The sequence below is a fragment of the Halobacillus sp. B23F22_1 genome, from assembly GCF_043497005.1.
Classification (GTDB): domain Bacteria; phylum Bacillota; class Bacilli; order Bacillales; family Halobacillaceae; genus Halobacillus_A.
The window spans coordinates 417,965-432,195 of record NZ_JBIEKE010000002.1 but is presented as its reverse complement, the minus strand read 5'-3'; the positions used below and the strand labels follow the sequence as shown (position 1 = coordinate 432,195).

Below are 14,231 nucleotides of genomic sequence, written 5' to 3'. Positions count from 1 at the left end.
CGTCCTCTTTTCCTTAGGTATTGAAATGTCTCGTTTACCAATTTACAATAAACCTATGGCATTGATCCTCTAAGTCAATCTTCATGAGGTAAAACATAAAGGAGGTTCATGAATTTGGCTAAATATACGATAGTAGATCAAGACACTTGTATTGCATGCGGGGCCTGTGGTGCAGCCGCTCCAGATATATTTGACTATGACGATGAAGGGTTAGCCTATGTCGTTCTAGATGAAAATAAAGGCTTGGAAGAAGTTCCAGAGTATTTGGAGGATGACATGGAAGATGCTTACGAAGGTTGTCCAACAGACTCAATCAAGATTGAAGAGAAGCCCTTTAACGGAGATCCGCTGAGATTTGAGTGAACGAAAAAGTCCCTTTCTTTAGAGAGGGGTTTTTTTACTGCTCCCACTCATTAAAGCCCAGTCTTTTTATGACCTTTATAGGTGAATCTTCCAGAGCCGTTCTTAATATCCGGCTCTCAGAGAACAAAGCACATACCGTGACAGCTGTAGACCAACCTGCTACTAGTCGACCTTTTTCAATTTGAACAAGCGTTTTTTTCGACAGTCCGATCATTTGGGACATAGAGCTTTGGGTAAAGCCTGCCTCAACCCGTACAAGTTTTAGTTTGAGCGAAACTATTTTTCTTATCTCGCAGCGATCCATTCTTACCTTCTCCTTCTTAACTCCTTTTATTTTATCAGATACGCTTCTATTATTCTATGGATCATAAAAAAGGCCGCCTCTAATGGGCAGCCTTCTGCGAAAGATTTCTTTTTTGATACCGGTTAAATAAGGTACCTAGAACAGGTGATAATAGGGCAATGAATACGGTATTAGCAATCGCGTGATTAACATCCATAGGAAGACCAGCTAAATAATATCCCCAGAATGGCTGGCCTGCCGTGTACATTGTCACTGATATCATAAAACCAAAAAAGATTCCGCTAAAAAAACCGTATACGGCTAAGCACCATAATGGAATGGTAGACCAATACTTACCTAGCAACCCGGCAATCATTCCTATAACAGACCATGAAACGACTTGCCAAATCGACCATATTCCCATCCCTAAGATAATATTCGATAAAAAAGTGGTTAAAAATGCCATAATAACAGCCGCAAAAGGACCTAGCCAAAATCCCGTCAATATAACAATAGCTGTAACGGGCTGAATATTGGGTAAATGACCCATTGCTATTCTTCCAGCGACTGCTAGCGCAGCCAGCATTGCGATTAACGTAATTTTATAAGTCTTCATTTACATCATTCCCATGATTGAAAATCGAAGTTAATTTCGTCTCCTTCTTCCACTTCATATTCATTAGCTCCTACTGAAGCTTCTTCCCCGTTTATCGTATACATCCATGCTTTTTGTTCTCCATCTTCAGCACTTATACCTTCAATACTATTAATAAAACCTTCTTCTTGCTCAATTTCATAATTATCTTCCATAACATCCATTAGAATTGTGCCTTCTTCCACCGAATGTTCTTCTGTAGAAATTACCTCTTCCCCTTCATCTTCTGAAACTTCCACTTCAATAGTAACTTCTTCCTGCTGATTCGCTTCCTCTGAAGGCTCGTTACTCGTCTCTTCTTCTGCCTGACATCCTACTAAAAAAGCAGCAGCTACGAGTGAAAACAATAATGCTTGAATACTTTTTCCCATTGTTGATCTTCCTTTCTATAATTACTGTTTCAACGCTTTTATAGATATGTACAACGCTAAAAAGCCTGCCCTTTTCGACAAAGGGCAGGCTAAAGACAAACCAAGTGGAATAAATCATAAATTCATACCTTATGGCTGCCTCAAACGCTCAATCCCCGAAGCCTTGAAACGAGTGATCTTGGCAGGTCTACTGACTTGTGTGTCTTTCTACTAAGAAACCTTCCCATAATAAAGTTACAGTGGTTATTTCCGTTCGTCTACACTTACAGTTGCGAGGACAGCTCTGGAATTACACCAGATTCCCTTTTCAGCCTAGTTCAGGCACCAACATCATGCTATGAAGTTCTTTATCTAGATTACATGAACCTGTCGAGAATAGCAATCTAATTTTCTGAATCATCCTTTTCATTAGGAATTTGCACAGTAAATGTTGTTCCTTCATTTATTTTACTATGAACTTGAATATTACCTTTATGAGCTTCCACAATATTTTTGGCAATGGCCAGCCCCAGCCCTGTACCCTTTTGCGAGGATTCTCTCTTTCGGGATTTATCCGCTTTATAAAATCGCTCAAATATAAATGGTAAGTCTTCATCAGGAATTCCATATCCTGAGTCAGTCACTTGTATAAATAATTCCTTGTCTGTTTTCACATCCACTGACACGTAGCCCTTTACGCTTGTATGTCGAATCGCATTATCTATCAAATTCGTTAATACTTGCTCGATACGGTCAGCATCAATTCGTATAAAGGGTTCATTTACTGATATATGATGCTCAAGCTTTACTTGTTTCTCATCAGCTAACCCTTTAAATTTGCGTAAAACCTTTTCAACAAAAGGTTCAACTTCTATTTCTTCTACACGCAAGGAGATGTGACCGGCTTCCATCCTGGCCAGATCTAACAATTCATTAACTAACCTGCCTATTCTGAGCGATTCATCGTGAATAATAGCAGCCAGTTCATTTTTATCTTCTCTTGATTCAGCAATATCATCTACGATTGCTTCACTATATCCTTGGAGCATAGAAATTGGAGTTCGCAGCTCATGAGAAACATTGGCAATAAAGTCTTTTCTTAATTTATCTAACCTTCGTTCTTCTGTCATATCACGAAGAACAGCTACAGCTCCTCTAATATGATTTTGATCATAAAGGGGAGTCATAATAATTACCCAGGAGCGCCCCTGTAGCATTACCTCTGTCATCTGCTCATGTTCTAATTCAATTACCTTCTCAAAGAGTTTCCTCATCGGAGAAGGCAAAGCTTTTCTAGATGATTCATCTTCTATTAATTGCTCTTCATTTTCAAATGACCAAGCATCTAAATATTGATCAGCTGGAGGATTAGAGACGAGAATATCTCCTTGTCGATTCATAGTGAGTACACCATCTGCCATTGAACGCAGAATGCCCGAAAGCTGTTCCTTCTCATGATTCAGTGCATCAATATGGAATTTCAACTGTCTTCCCATTCGATTAAAAGCCATGGCCAATTCACCAATTTCATCATGAGTACGAATCGGTATTTTTGTATTAAACTCTCCTTTTGTTAATTCAAGAGCCCCTTTTCGCATTTTGATTAAAGGAGAGGTAATCCTCGTTGACAGAAAAAAGGCAAAGATCGTTGTTAAAATAATTGCAATCCCAGCTCCCAAAAAGATGATTTTAGTCGTTTGCTCGGAAGTTTCTTCAATTGTATTTAAAGACTGATATACAAAAACAGCCCCTTCTTCCTCATTAAGGGGGGTGCCAACGACTAATAATCCCATTTCCGAACTGCCTACATCAGCCACTTTCATTACTTCTTCACGATCCCTCACTACAGTAGCTAATTCTGCATCATCCATAAACCAATTATAATCTAGTTGAGGTAAAGCAGAATCATTTGAGGTTGAAGTCATTAAATCTTCTTCCCCATTCGTAATAACTATCTCACTAGACGGGTCCTTAATTAAATCTGTCATTGAGAGAATTAATTGTTCTTCCTCGTATTCAGAGACCACATCCGAAACTTTAGCTGCATCTTGTAGAAGCTCCTTTTCAGCCTCCAGCACATGATAATTTTCAAAGAACTCTAGTAAAAGGACGGTTAGTATAAACAAGACAAAGCATACAAGAAGTAAAATAGTGAACCAGAGCTTGCCTACAACACTTCGCCAAAACATTAGTCCCCACTAACCTCGAATTTGTAACCTACCCCCCACACAGTTACGATCATACCTGCCGCTTTAGAGGACACTTTGCTTAATTTTTCTCTTAACCTTTTGACGTGTGTGTCGACTGTACGTAAGTCACCAAAAAATTCATACTGCCATACTTCTTTTAACAATTGTTCACGATCAAATACTTTATCAGGTGACTGTGCCATATAATTCAATAATTCGTATTCTTTAGGGGTTAGGGAAACTTCCGTCCCTTCTGCCGTTACTCGGTGGGCATCATTATCAATCGTCATATGTGGAAAAACCAGTACATTTCTTGCAGCTGTATCCGTTTCAAGAAACTTCGTTGAAGAAGCCCTGCGCAAAAGCGCTTTCACGCGTAATACGACTTCCCGCGGACTAAAAGGCTTTACAATGTAATCATCTGTGCCCACTTCAAATCCTTGTACACGATTAGCTTCTTCGCCTTTAGCAGTCAGCATAATTACAGGAGTAGCTTTCTTTTCACGCAGCTCTTTACATACTTCCACCCCGTCTTTCCCTGGCATCATAATATCTAATAATATGACATCATAGTCCTCGTTAAGTGCTTTACTAAGGGCTTCATGACCATCCTCAGCTTCATCAATTACATAGTTTTCTCTTTCTAAGTACATCTTTATCAGCCGGCGAATACGATCCTCATCATCTACGACTAAAATTCTGGCTTCCTTATCCATCTGTTAGCCCCCTCAAATAAACTTCTTCTTCCTTATTATAATAAATGGCAGGTGGGATAAACAAATCCTACCTGCCACATAACTATTATGCATAAGAATGTAAACCCGAAATAATTAAATTAACCGCGAGCAGGTTGAACATAATAATCGCGAAACCTCCAACGGCTAACCACGCAGATTTCGTTCCTTGCCAGCCCCTTGAAAGGCGTAAATGTAAATAAGCGGCATAGAAGAAGAATGTTATCAATGCCCATACCTCTTTAGGGTCCCAGCCCCAAAAGCGGTCCCATGCTTCCTGAGCCCAAATCATTGCAAAGATAAGAGCTCCTAAAGTAAAGACAGGGAAACCGATGGCTACAGCTCGATAACCAACTTCATCAATAATCTCAGGGTTAGCTTTTTTCAATAGCGGCTGTAGTACTGAGCCAATACGTCTTCTAAACAGCAAGCGCAGTAGACCGTAGATAACTAATCCACCTAACAGCGACCAAATCATTGTATTAAATTTAATAGAAGCATCTACACCACGCATCCATTCAGGTGATAAAAACAACGGATTCATTGCATCCTCTGTAAGTAATTCTCCATCATAAGGCCCTGCAATAGCAGGCATTTCATAAGTGACTTCTACTGTTTGACCTTCTATTGGTGCTTCAAATGATGCTTCATAGTTCAATGCGCTGAAAACCGAAGATAAAACAATAAAAGCAAGCGTAGTTGCTACCATGTAAATGACAAACTCAAGCCAAAACGTTTGTTTTGTCTTCTTCGTCTGGTCTACTTGACGTATCAAGAAGATTAATCCAGCAACAAAGCTGATTGATAAAATAGCCTGTCCTAGAGCAGCCGTCGTTACGTGAATATATAACCAGTGTGACTGTAAAGATGGCACCAGCGGCGAAATCTCAGTAGGAAACATACTGGCAAACGCTATAACTATAAGAGCAATAGGTAAAGCAATAACACCTAATATATTAATCTTATAGATGAAATACATAACGATAAACGCAAAAACGAGCATCATCCCAAAGAACGTAATAAATTCAAACAGATTACTAACAGGGGCGTGTCCCGCGGCACCCCATCTTGTGAAAAAATAACCCAATTGTGTTAAAAAACCAATAATCGTAATAGTTATTGCAACTTTACCTACTAAACCAGTTTCTGTATTTTTTTTATCTCGAATAGTGCCCGCAAAGAAAAATGTAGCAATCAAATAGATAAAAAAAGCAGCATAAAGCAAGTTACTGCTAATGGAACTTAAATCACCCATGGCCTTTCCTCCTTATTTGTATCATACAGGCTAACCTTTTAGTTCTTGTTGATCGGTTGGAGAATTGACTCCAGTATCTTCGATCACCTTGTCTATCTCCCTCTTTAGGGCTACCCAGTTTTTGTTCGTATGACCAGCAATCCAAACTCCATTTCCTTTAGGTTTTATCCAAATCCTGCGGTGGTTCCAATACATGCCTTGAATAACACCAATCATGAATATAGCCCCTCCTAAAGCGATAAATGGAAGAGTATAATCTTTTCTTACGGTTAGTCCTGTAACATCTCTTACCTCAAAGTCTACTAAACCAACTTTATGCTCATTTTCTCCAGATCCATCAACATTTGCTCCAATTCCAGCAAAACTTACTTCAGGCTCTGATTCTCCAGGCGGATAAACATTAAACACAAACGCCGGGTTTTTAGGAAACTTAGATTTTGACACAGGCTCACCATCATCTAACTCATATTCAGGAAAATAAGAATCGAGCACAACTCTATATCCATCGTCTAACTCATATTCAGACTGAGGATCGCTTAAATCCACTGTAAATTCCCCATATGTGGTATCCTCGTCATTCATATCATGTAATTTGAAGGTCATATCTTTAAATTCATTTTGTTGATAACTGGCTTGATAAAGCGTGTAGTTCTCAAACTTTATAGGATGATTCACTCTCGCTTGATCTTGCTGAATTTCTTTCAATTCGGGGTCGGTTCCTACCACAATGTCATCCGTTCTTTCATAAATCGTCGCATTTGTTTGATATGTCTTAGGTACAGGCTGGCCGTTTCTCTGAATTGCTTCTTGGAAACGTTCATCATTTTCATCATAGTTTTCTAATATGAACTCTTCATTTTTAATGTAATACTGACCATCTGTCCCATTAATAACTTTTGTTTCTCCCTCTCTCACCCAGATGAAATCATCGGTATATAGAGCGGGAACAAATCTAAGTAAAGTACCAAGCAAAAAGATAATCAACCCTATATGGTTGACATAGGGCCCCCATCTTGAAAATCGATTCTTTTCGGCTAACAAATTACCATTATCTTCACTTACTTTAAATCGATGTTTCTTCAAATTTTGTTTAAGTAACTCTATATCCACTTCAGTTGTTTCTGATTTCCCAAAGATCCGCTGTTTTTTTAAGAACAAGTCATGGCGTTCAGGCTTTTGAGTTCTTAACGTTTTATAAAGTGGAATAAATCGGTCTAAACTGGCAATAACAATCGAGATGCCGATCAATGCGAGCAGTATCATATACCACCAAGAGGTATATAAATTATGAAACCCTAATTGATAATAAATTTGACCTGCCAAACCATATTGATCTCGATAGTGTGTGGCAGCATTTGAACCTGGAGGAATATACATCTCCTGGGGGAAAATGGTGCCCACTGCAGATGCAATTAACGTTATTACAATCAACCATACACCGACTTTAACTGAGGAAAAAAAGTTCCATACTTTATCAACAAACGTTCGATTATACGTTTGTGAACGCCTGGCACTCCCATCATATCTCATGTTTAGCAGCTGCTGGTTCTCGTTCCCATTTAGATGCTGGTTGTCTTCAACGGGTTTCCCGCACGACTCACATAGCACCGTTCCCTCAGGGTTCACATGTCCGCATTCACATGTAATCTTCTTCATATTAAAACCTCACAATTTGATCCGAACTTAACTCTCTGGTGTAATTTCATTCAGATAGCCTTCGAGTCTGTCTAAGGTTAAAGGACCGACTACCTGTTCTTCTACTTCCCCTTCAGGGTTAATAAATAATGTAGAAGGCAATTGCCCCACATTATATTCATCCATTACCTGCCCATCTTTATCGTGTAAAATAGGAAAACTCAGTCCATACCGATCAAGAAATCGTTGCACAACAAGGTCTGTGGAGTCGAGATTAATCGCCAGTATTTCTACACCTTGTTTCTTGTAGTCCTCGTACAGTTCTTCCATGTATGGCATCTCATCTTTACACGGCTCACAATACGTCGCCCAAAAATTAATCATGACACCTTGCCCTTCATAATCACTTAAAGATACCGTTTCTTCGGTTCCAAATTTCTTCAGCTTGAAATCCGGCGGCTCTTCACCTTCAGCCACCACGCTTTTATCGCTGTTGTTGTTAGATATAAGCGCAAATACAATAAGTCCAACCATGACAGCCAGCATGACTGAGCGAAAAACAAGCCGTTTCTTTTTCTTTTTTAATGTGCTTCCCTTCATAGCTTTCACTCCCAGACCATTATATCATTGATGAGCTATGGAAATTTTGAAAATTATTTAACATTTTCTTCAGCTGCTTGACGTAATTGTTTTACTTCATGAGGTTTTAATGGTCGACAATCACCTGCGTTCATGCCGTGTAAAGAAATACTTCCAAAGCGTTCTCTCTTCAGTTTATCTACAGGATACCCTAACGCGTCAAACATTTTACGTACTTGACGGTTTTTTCCTTCATGCAGAATAAGTTTTACAATTGCCGTATTCTTTTTGGAGTCAGTTGACATTATTTTCGAATGCACAGCCTTCATATATTCCCCATCAATGGTTAAGCCCTTTTTTAAATTTTTTAACTCGTCTGCAGATGGAATCCCTTTAGTCTTAGCTATATAAACTTTGTCAATTTCATGACTGGGGTGCATCAGCAAATTTGCAAACTCTCCATCATTTGTGAGGAGAAGAACACCTGAGGTATCATAATCCAAACGCCCGATAGGAAAAATTCTTTCTTCTACTTCCGGTAAGTAATCGGTTACTACTTTACGCCCTTTATCGTCTTTTACACTTGAAATAACGCCTCTGGGTTTATAAAGTAAATAGTAGACAGGGACTTCTTTTACTAAAGGAACTCCTTCAACTTCCACATCATCGTTCGGACTAACTTTAGTGCCTAATTCCTTGACTACATCACCATTTACTTTTACTTTGCCTTGTTTAATCATTTCTTCTGCTTTTCTCCGTGATGCGACCCCTGCATGGGCCATCACTTTTTGCAGACGTTCCAATTTGGACATAGGAAAGTCCTCCTAATTCTTTTTATCGTAAACATCAGGAAGCCACGCTAGGAAAGTCCAGCGCGGCTTAATCTCGTCACTATTATACATACTTTAACACAAATTGCACAAAGATATTATTCGATTAGCTAAATAAAATAATAACAATTACTATAGAGGCTATTATACCAACCAAGTCGGCTAGAAGTCCAACCTTTAAAGCGTCCCCCATTTTTCGAATTCCTACCGCTCCAAAGTATACTGTAATGATATAAAGTGTCGTATCTGTGCTTCCCTGCATTACAGACGCCATTTGCCCAATCAGTGAATCAGGTCCAAACGTGCGGATGAGTTCCGTGGTCATACTTAAAGCAGCTGTTCCAGAGATGGGGCGTATCATCGCTAAAGGTAAAACTTGTTCTGGAACACCAAGCATCGTCATTAAAGGTTTAAATATGCTGAGCAAAGCATCCATAGCACCAGAAGCTTGAAAAATAGCAATAGAAACCATCATTCCTAATAAAAACGGTAAGAGGGAGACAGCAAGCTGTACACCTTCCTTACTTCCTTCTACAAACACTTCATATGCCGGCACGCGTTTAATGGTAGCTGTGACTAATATAATGAGTATAATCGCGGGGATTAGCCAGACACTCATCATATTCGCCCTAACCTTTGGCGTCGATAATAAAAGAAGCGGTCAATTAAAAGCGCAGCAAAAGTAGATATTGCAGTAGCAAGAACAGTTGCTCCAATAATACTAGTAGGATCAATAGAGTCATACTTCATACGAATGGCGATCACAGTAGTTGGCACAATCGTTAATGATGACGTATTAATGGCTAATAATGTGATCATGGACCTGCTCGCTTCATTATTGCCCGAGAGCCGTTTGAGTTCCTTCATCGCTTTAAGCCCCATGGGTGTTGCAGCATTTCCTAAGCCAAACATGTTAGCCGTCATATTTGATAATATATATCCAATAGCAGGGTCATTTGAAGGAACTTCTGGGAAAATTTTTTTGACAATCGGTTTAAATAGCTTTGCCAACCCTTTTAATAGACCTGCCTCCTCAGCTATTTTCATTAATCCAAGCCAAAAAACAAGTACCCCTAATAAACTAAGAGCAATCATGACGCTTTCATCAACAGCTTCAAAAATAGCTTTATTTACTTCGTTCATGGTTCCATTAAATCCAGCATAAATAATACCGCTGCCTGCCAAAATCACCCAGATTAAGTTGACCATGGCTCCACCCCCAACATTCGTCTGAAAAATGATAAACTGCTAGGCAGCCAAGGTTGTACGGGACGTTTAGACAGCACAAACGATTCAGCCACTAATTGATCATTTAATCGATAGGCTCTAACGCCTTCATACGAATCATCAAGTGTATTAGGTTCATAAACGGCTGTGATTTGATTTTTTTCTTGCTGCGTTAATGGAAGATGAATATCCTTTGGAAGATAACTGCGTTTGCCATGTACCTTAGTATAGCCTTCTTCCTGTAACTTATAGGTTTCAAAATTTTCAAATCCCCACTCATACATCCGCTCATGATCGTTCCAATCGCTTGGTGCATTTAACGTTACAGCTATTAATTCCATTCCATCCTTTTCAGCACTGCTTACCAGGGTTCTTCCCGCTCTTTTTGTAAATCCTGTTTTACCACCTGTCGTGTGGTCGTACAACATGGTTAGTAACTTGTTTTTATTCTGCCAGGAATATGTACGATTTTCAGATTTGTAAGAAGTACTTCCTGTTACCTCTCTAAATGTATCATTTTTCATAGAGTACGCCATTAAAAGGCCCAGGTCATAGGCGCTTGAGACATGATTCTCCCCATCCAGTCCATGTGGATTTTCAAAATTAGATGATTCCATGCCAAGCCAAGCTGCTTTTTCATTCATTAGATAAGTAAATCCTTCAATACTTCCTCCCACATGTTCCGCTATAGCTACTGCAGAATCATTTCCCGAACGCAGCATTAACCCATAAACCAAGTCTTCAAGCTTTATTTTTTCGCCCTCTGTTAAATAAATAGATGATCCCTCTGTGCGTATGGCACTTTCACTTACAATTACCTCTTCGTCCATCTTACCGGATTCGATAGCAATGATAGCTGTCAGAATTTTTGTAGTACTCGCAATTAAAGAAGGAGTATAACTATCTTTTTCAAATAATACTCTGCCTGATTGTGCATCCATAAGCACAGCGTGCTCTGCAGAAACATCTAATCGAGGTGAGGAATAGGCATGCTTCGGTTTTATCATACATACGCAAATAAATACGATGAGTATCGTATAAATGATCGTTTTCAAAAGAGATCTTCCTCCAATCTTCTACTCTTGCTTATCCTTATGCAAAAGAGTACAAGCTTATGAAAACGAAAAAAACTGCGAGCAATATTCGCAGTCTTCTGAGTGAAAGGTAAAAGCAGATAAACAATCGGTTAAGATTGGTTAAAAAAAGCTAAAGTGGATTCAAGCTCGACTTCTCCAAACTCCTGGATGTCCCGATATAGGTTTTGAATGGCGTGCAGGTTAAGGTCCTCAAATACGAGTAAGATTTCTTCTTTTTTTAATAAAATGCTTTGTCGATGTTTGTATTCAGGATATTTAATAAGGCAAGCTAATGAAACAATCGGTACAATGGTTTCTTTAGGAATTGAAAATCGATTTGTAATTTCTTCTTGTGTACTTTCTGGATATCTTACTTCAAATGATTCTTTCTTACCTTTATCTTCGTAAAAAACAATAGAAGAACATATAGAAACATCATTCTTGCTGCACTCACCATAGACCTTAATAAATTTTAAAATACTTTTCCCTCCGTTCTAAGTTTCACCGTTAAAACGTTAGCTTTCTTCGTCAGAGAAGTTTTCAAAGAACAAGTCAGCTTCATCTTCTACATTCTCATCTTCACGAAAATCTTCTATTGGTGGCAGCTCCTCAATTGAAGATAAGCCAAAATAGGTAAGAAAAGCAGTTGATGTTCCAAATAACACAGGCCGGCCAACCGCTTCTTTTCTCCCTCTTTCTTCAATTAAACCTCGATTTACAAGTGTCTGTACAGCACGATCACTTTTAACTCCTCGAAGTTCATCAATCTCAATCCTAGTGATAGGCTGACGGTACGCAATAATAGCTAATACCTCAAGGGATGCTTGGGAAAGTCTCGTGGATCCTTTCGTGTTGAGCAATTGATCATAGTAAGCTGCATGCTCTGGTTTAGTAGTAAGATGAAGAGTACCATTTGACTCCATCATTTTGATTCCACGTCCTGGACTTTCATAGTCTTTATAAAGAGAGGCGAGCAGTTCATTAAGCGTCCGAGACGTACAATCTATTATTTGAATTAATTTATTTTTGGATATTCCTTCTTCACCAACAGCAAATAGCAGACCTTCTATAAGTGCTTTTCTTTCGTTATTATTCATTATGTTCCTCCATCGATCTAACATAAAACCTAAGTACTGAATATATTTCGCCAGTTTTATTAAACATCTTTATCTTTCGGGTTCTTTTCTTCGAACGTACGAAAGATCATTAATTCATCAAAATGATTAGATTGCGTACAAACAATATCATTGCTTTTCATTAACTCTAATATCGCGATAAATGATACAACTACGTGAGACCTCGAATGTTCTTCAAACAAGTCATAAAATCGAGTGCCCTCTTTTGAAATCTCAACTTTTTTAAGAATGTCATCCATTCTTAATTGAATAGACACTTCATCCCGTTTTATTTTTGTTTCATTAGTTGTATTTTGCTTACTATTTTTTAATAATCGTTGAACAGCTTCTACCATTTCAAAAACAGAGGCTTCTCCTTCGGTAATTGGTACTTCATCTTCTTCGTTATGTTCAATAACCATTTGAGGACGTGTGTATATTCGATTTTCTTCTAACTCTTTATTCTTTAAATCTTCAGCTGCTTTTTTATATTTTTTATACTCGATAAGTCTATTAATTAATTCTTCCCGGGGGTCCTCAACTTCTTCATCTACAAACTCATCATTCAGCGATGGAGATGGTAGCAGCATTTGGCTCTTGATTGCTAATAATGTAGCTGCCATTACCAGATACTCGCTTGCAACATTCAATTCTAATTCTTGCATCGCATGAATGTAATTCATATATTGCTCTGTTATAGTTGAAACTGGGATATCATATATATCAATTTCATATCGATTAATTAAATGAAGTAAAAGGTCGAGCGGGCCTTCGAACCCTTCGAGTTTAACATGATAACGATCTGTCATAGTATTCTGTCCTTTGTCTTCAGAAGTTTGCTTACTGCAATAATAGTATCAGAAATTGGGCAAACCGTTAATACGATCTCGCAAATTAAGAAGGGAGTAGGAAAATGTACCCTAAGTATTACATTGAATTTCTCGCTCATTTTCACGGAACTCGTGATTACTTTGAATGTCACGAGGTATTAGAGGAATACTGGAAAGAGGTGGAAGCGGGCTGTCGAAATTCAGTGTGGGTTTTATTTATTCAATTTGCTGTTTCGCTCTATCATTATAGAAGAGGAAATTTAAAGGGAGCCTTTATTCTTATCAATAAGGCAATCGAAAAACTTGCTTCTAACTATGAACGCATCTATTCACTTGGGATAGACGCCCAAGAATTTCAAAAGTTGGCTTTTTCTATAAAAAATAACATCGAAAGAAATAAACCTTATAAAAGCGTAATGCTGCCAATAAATGACCCTGAATTACTCAATAATGTACAAATGTTATGCATGAATTGGAATGTTCCATATGGCCAGCCTAGTGATTTAAATCATGAGGAATTAATTCACCGACACAAAAAATGGAATAGAACTTAAAAGGAGACGCCCTAGTTTAGGCGTCTCCTTTTATACCTTTGATGAGGAGCTTTCCATTTCACATTTTTCACAAAAAGCTTCCGTAGTTTCATCTGGTCGGACCTGATATTCTTTTTCCAATTGCTCCTGTAGAGCTAATATCATCTTCTTCCCTATCCCTAAATTACGGTGAGAAGGATTAACAGAAACATGCTGTACATAAGCTACTTCACCTTCTATACGGACACCTACAGTTCCGAGTATATCTTCCTCTTTCCATAAATAAAGGTGCCAGTTCGGATTCTGTTCGTACTCCTGTATAGTGTTTTGAAGCCTCCGTACATCTTTACACTCAGGCATAAAAGATAGAAGACCCATTGCAATTTTTTCAAATGATTTTTTAAATCGAATTAACATAATAACCCCTCGTATTGCTCAATAAAATTTTGTGAACCGATTCATACGCTAGTGATTACATGACTATACCGAACCAATAATACAATCCCCAGGAAAAACTCATAATGAATAATATCGTAAAAAGGATCCAATTTCTCTTTTTCATCGCCAGCCCCCACTA

Annotated in this window: 17 protein-coding genes and 1 riboswitch; of the genes, 2 read left to right on the top strand and 15 right to left on the bottom strand. The window is 38.4% G+C overall.

Annotation, left to right across the window (positions count from 1 at the left end):
• The first annotated feature begins 114 nt into the window (after nt 1-114).
• Nucleotides 115-363, top strand: coding sequence for a ferredoxin (locus tag ACGTNH_RS09980; RefSeq protein WP_394586566.1), 249 nt, complete (start codon nt 115-117; stop codon nt 361-363).
• A gap of 34 nt (nt 364-397) precedes the next feature.
• Here the strand turns inward: ACGTNH_RS09980 and ACGTNH_RS09975 are convergent, their stop codons facing one another.
• The 14 genes from ACGTNH_RS09975 to ACGTNH_RS09910 all read right to left on the bottom strand — a co-directional run bounded on the left by ACGTNH_RS09975 (nt 398) and on the right by ACGTNH_RS09910 (nt 13,100).
• Nucleotides 398-667, bottom strand: coding sequence for a helix-turn-helix transcriptional regulator (locus ACGTNH_RS09975; protein WP_394586565.1), 270 nt, complete (start codon nt 665-667; stop codon nt 398-400).
• 79 nt (nt 668-746) lie between these two features.
• Nucleotides 747-1,262: an ECF transporter S component gene (locus ACGTNH_RS09970; RefSeq protein ID WP_394586564.1), complete on the bottom strand. Its 516-nt coding sequence runs from the start codon at nt 1,260-1,262 to the stop codon at nt 747-749.
• A gap of 5 nt (nt 1,263-1,267) precedes the next feature.
• On the bottom strand, nt 1,268-1,672 hold the full coding sequence (locus tag ACGTNH_RS09965) for a DUF4430 domain-containing protein (RefSeq protein ID WP_394586563.1): 405 nt from the start codon (nt 1,670-1,672) through the stop codon (nt 1,268-1,270).
• Between the two features lie 163 nt (nt 1,673-1,835).
• Nucleotides 1,836-2,016: riboswitch (cobalamin riboswitch) on the bottom strand.
• Between the two features lie 39 nt (nt 2,017-2,055).
• Nucleotides 2,056-3,840 (bottom strand): ATP-binding protein, encoded by a 1,785-nt coding sequence (locus tag ACGTNH_RS09960; protein ID WP_394586562.1) that lies wholly within the window; start codon nt 3,838-3,840, stop codon nt 2,056-2,058.
• The gene (locus tag ACGTNH_RS09955; protein WP_394586561.1) at nt 3,840-4,556 is read right to left on the bottom strand and encodes a response regulator transcription factor; all 717 of its coding nucleotides are present in this window, start codon (nt 4,554-4,556) and stop codon (nt 3,840-3,842) included. The genes ACGTNH_RS09960 and ACGTNH_RS09955 overlap by 1 nt, the downstream gene beginning before the upstream one ends.
• An 85-nt stretch (nt 4,557-4,641) precedes the next feature.
• The gene (gene ccsB, locus ACGTNH_RS09950; protein ID WP_394586560.1) at nt 4,642-5,829 is read right to left on the bottom strand and encodes a c-type cytochrome biogenesis protein CcsB; all 1,188 of its coding nucleotides are present in this window, start codon (nt 5,827-5,829) and stop codon (nt 4,642-4,644) included.
• A 30-nt stretch (nt 5,830-5,859) separates the two neighbouring features.
• Entirely contained in the window at nt 5,860-7,485 is a 1,626-nt protein-coding gene (gene resB / locus ACGTNH_RS09945; protein WP_394586559.1) for a cytochrome c biogenesis protein ResB, read from the bottom strand.
• A 27-nt stretch (nt 7,486-7,512) separates the two neighbouring features.
• On the bottom strand, nt 7,513-8,064 hold the full coding sequence (gene resA / locus ACGTNH_RS09940; RefSeq protein ID WP_394586558.1) for a thiol-disulfide oxidoreductase ResA: 552 nt from the start codon (nt 8,062-8,064) through the stop codon (nt 7,513-7,515).
• A gap of 53 nt (nt 8,065-8,117) precedes the next feature.
• On the bottom strand, nt 8,118-8,846 hold the full coding sequence (locus ACGTNH_RS09935) for a pseudouridine synthase (protein ID WP_394587687.1): 729 nt from the start codon (nt 8,844-8,846) through the stop codon (nt 8,118-8,120).
• 133 nt (nt 8,847-8,979) lie between these two features.
• On the bottom strand, nt 8,980-9,495 hold the full coding sequence (locus tag ACGTNH_RS09930) for a spore maturation protein (RefSeq protein ID WP_394586557.1): 516 nt from the start codon (nt 9,493-9,495) through the stop codon (nt 8,980-8,982).
• Nucleotides 9,492-10,082, bottom strand: a complete 591-nt coding sequence (locus ACGTNH_RS09925; RefSeq protein WP_394586556.1) for a nucleoside recognition domain-containing protein — start codon at nt 10,080-10,082, stop codon at nt 9,492-9,494. The genes ACGTNH_RS09930 and ACGTNH_RS09925 overlap by 4 nt, the downstream gene beginning before the upstream one ends.
• Complete coding sequence (locus tag ACGTNH_RS09920) at nt 10,070-11,155, bottom strand: D-alanyl-D-alanine carboxypeptidase family protein (protein ID WP_394586555.1); 1,086 nt, start codon at nt 11,153-11,155, stop codon at nt 10,070-10,072. Before ACGTNH_RS09920 ends, ACGTNH_RS09925 begins: the two co-directional genes overlap by 13 nt.
• A gap of 536 nt (nt 11,156-11,691) precedes the next feature.
• The gene (gene scpB, locus ACGTNH_RS09915) at nt 11,692-12,273 is read right to left on the bottom strand and encodes an SMC-Scp complex subunit ScpB (protein ID WP_394586554.1); all 582 of its coding nucleotides are present in this window, start codon (nt 12,271-12,273) and stop codon (nt 11,692-11,694) included.
• A 59-nt stretch (nt 12,274-12,332) separates the two neighbouring features.
• Nucleotides 12,333-13,100: a segregation/condensation protein A gene (locus ACGTNH_RS09910; RefSeq protein ID WP_394586553.1), complete on the bottom strand. Its 768-nt coding sequence runs from the start codon at nt 13,098-13,100 to the stop codon at nt 12,333-12,335.
• Between the two features lie 104 nt (nt 13,101-13,204).
• On the opposite strand from ACGTNH_RS09910, the gene ACGTNH_RS09905 reads away from it, so the two are divergent.
• Nucleotides 13,205-13,675: a DUF309 domain-containing protein gene (locus ACGTNH_RS09905; RefSeq protein ID WP_394586552.1), complete on the top strand. Its 471-nt coding sequence runs from the start codon at nt 13,205-13,207 to the stop codon at nt 13,673-13,675.
• 30 nt (nt 13,676-13,705) lie between these two features.
• Here the strand turns inward: ACGTNH_RS09905 and ACGTNH_RS09900 are convergent, their stop codons facing one another.
• Nucleotides 13,706-14,071 (bottom strand): GNAT family N-acetyltransferase, encoded by a 366-nt coding sequence (locus ACGTNH_RS09900; protein WP_394586551.1) that lies wholly within the window; start codon nt 14,069-14,071, stop codon nt 13,706-13,708.
• Between the last annotated feature and the right edge of the window lie 160 nt (nt 14,072-14,231).

Excerpts from the sequence above, each read along its gene's own strand:
- ACGTNH_RS09975 (WP_394586565.1), bottom strand. The coding sequence starts at position 667 with ATGGATCGCTGCGAGATAAGAAAAATAGTTTCGCTCAAACTAAAACTT.
- ACGTNH_RS09970 (WP_394586564.1), bottom strand. The coding sequence starts at position 1,262 with ATGAAGACTTATAAAATTACGTTAATCGCAATGCTGGCTGCGCTAGCA.
- ACGTNH_RS09965 (WP_394586563.1), bottom strand. The coding sequence starts at position 1,672 with ATGGGAAAAAGTATTCAAGCATTATTGTTTTCACTCGTAGCTGCTGCT.
- ACGTNH_RS09960 (WP_394586562.1), bottom strand. The coding sequence starts at position 3,840 with ATGTTTTGGCGAAGTGTTGTAGGCAAGCTCTGGTTCACTATTTTACTT.
- ACGTNH_RS09955 (WP_394586561.1), bottom strand. The coding sequence starts at position 4,556 with ATGGATAAGGAAGCCAGAATTTTAGTCGTAGATGATGAGGATCGTATT.
- ccsB (WP_394586560.1), bottom strand. The coding sequence starts at position 5,829 with ATGGGTGATTTAAGTTCCATTAGCAGTAACTTGCTTTATGCTGCTTTT.
- resB (WP_394586559.1), bottom strand. The coding sequence starts at position 7,485 with ATGAAGAAGATTACATGTGAATGCGGACATGTGAACCCTGAGGGAACG.
- resA (WP_394586558.1), bottom strand. The coding sequence starts at position 8,064 with ATGAAGGGAAGCACATTAAAAAAGAAAAAGAAACGGCTTGTTTTTCGC.
- ACGTNH_RS09930 (WP_394586557.1), bottom strand. The coding sequence starts at position 9,495 with ATGATGAGTGTCTGGCTAATCCCCGCGATTATACTCATTATATTAGTC.
- ACGTNH_RS09925 (WP_394586556.1), bottom strand. The coding sequence starts at position 10,082 with ATGGTCAACTTAATCTGGGTGATTTTGGCAGGCAGCGGTATTATTTAT.
- scpB (WP_394586554.1), bottom strand. The coding sequence starts at position 12,273 with ATGAATAATAACGAAAGAAAAGCACTTATAGAAGGTCTGCTATTTGCT.
- ACGTNH_RS09910 (WP_394586553.1), bottom strand. The coding sequence starts at position 13,100 with ATGACAGATCGTTATCATGTTAAACTCGAAGGGTTCGAAGGCCCGCTC.
- ACGTNH_RS09905 (WP_394586552.1), top strand. The coding sequence starts at position 13,205 with ATGTACCCTAAGTATTACATTGAATTTCTCGCTCATTTTCACGGAACT.
- ACGTNH_RS09900 (WP_394586551.1), bottom strand. The coding sequence starts at position 14,071 with ATGTTAATTCGATTTAAAAAATCATTTGAAAAAATTGCAATGGGTCTT.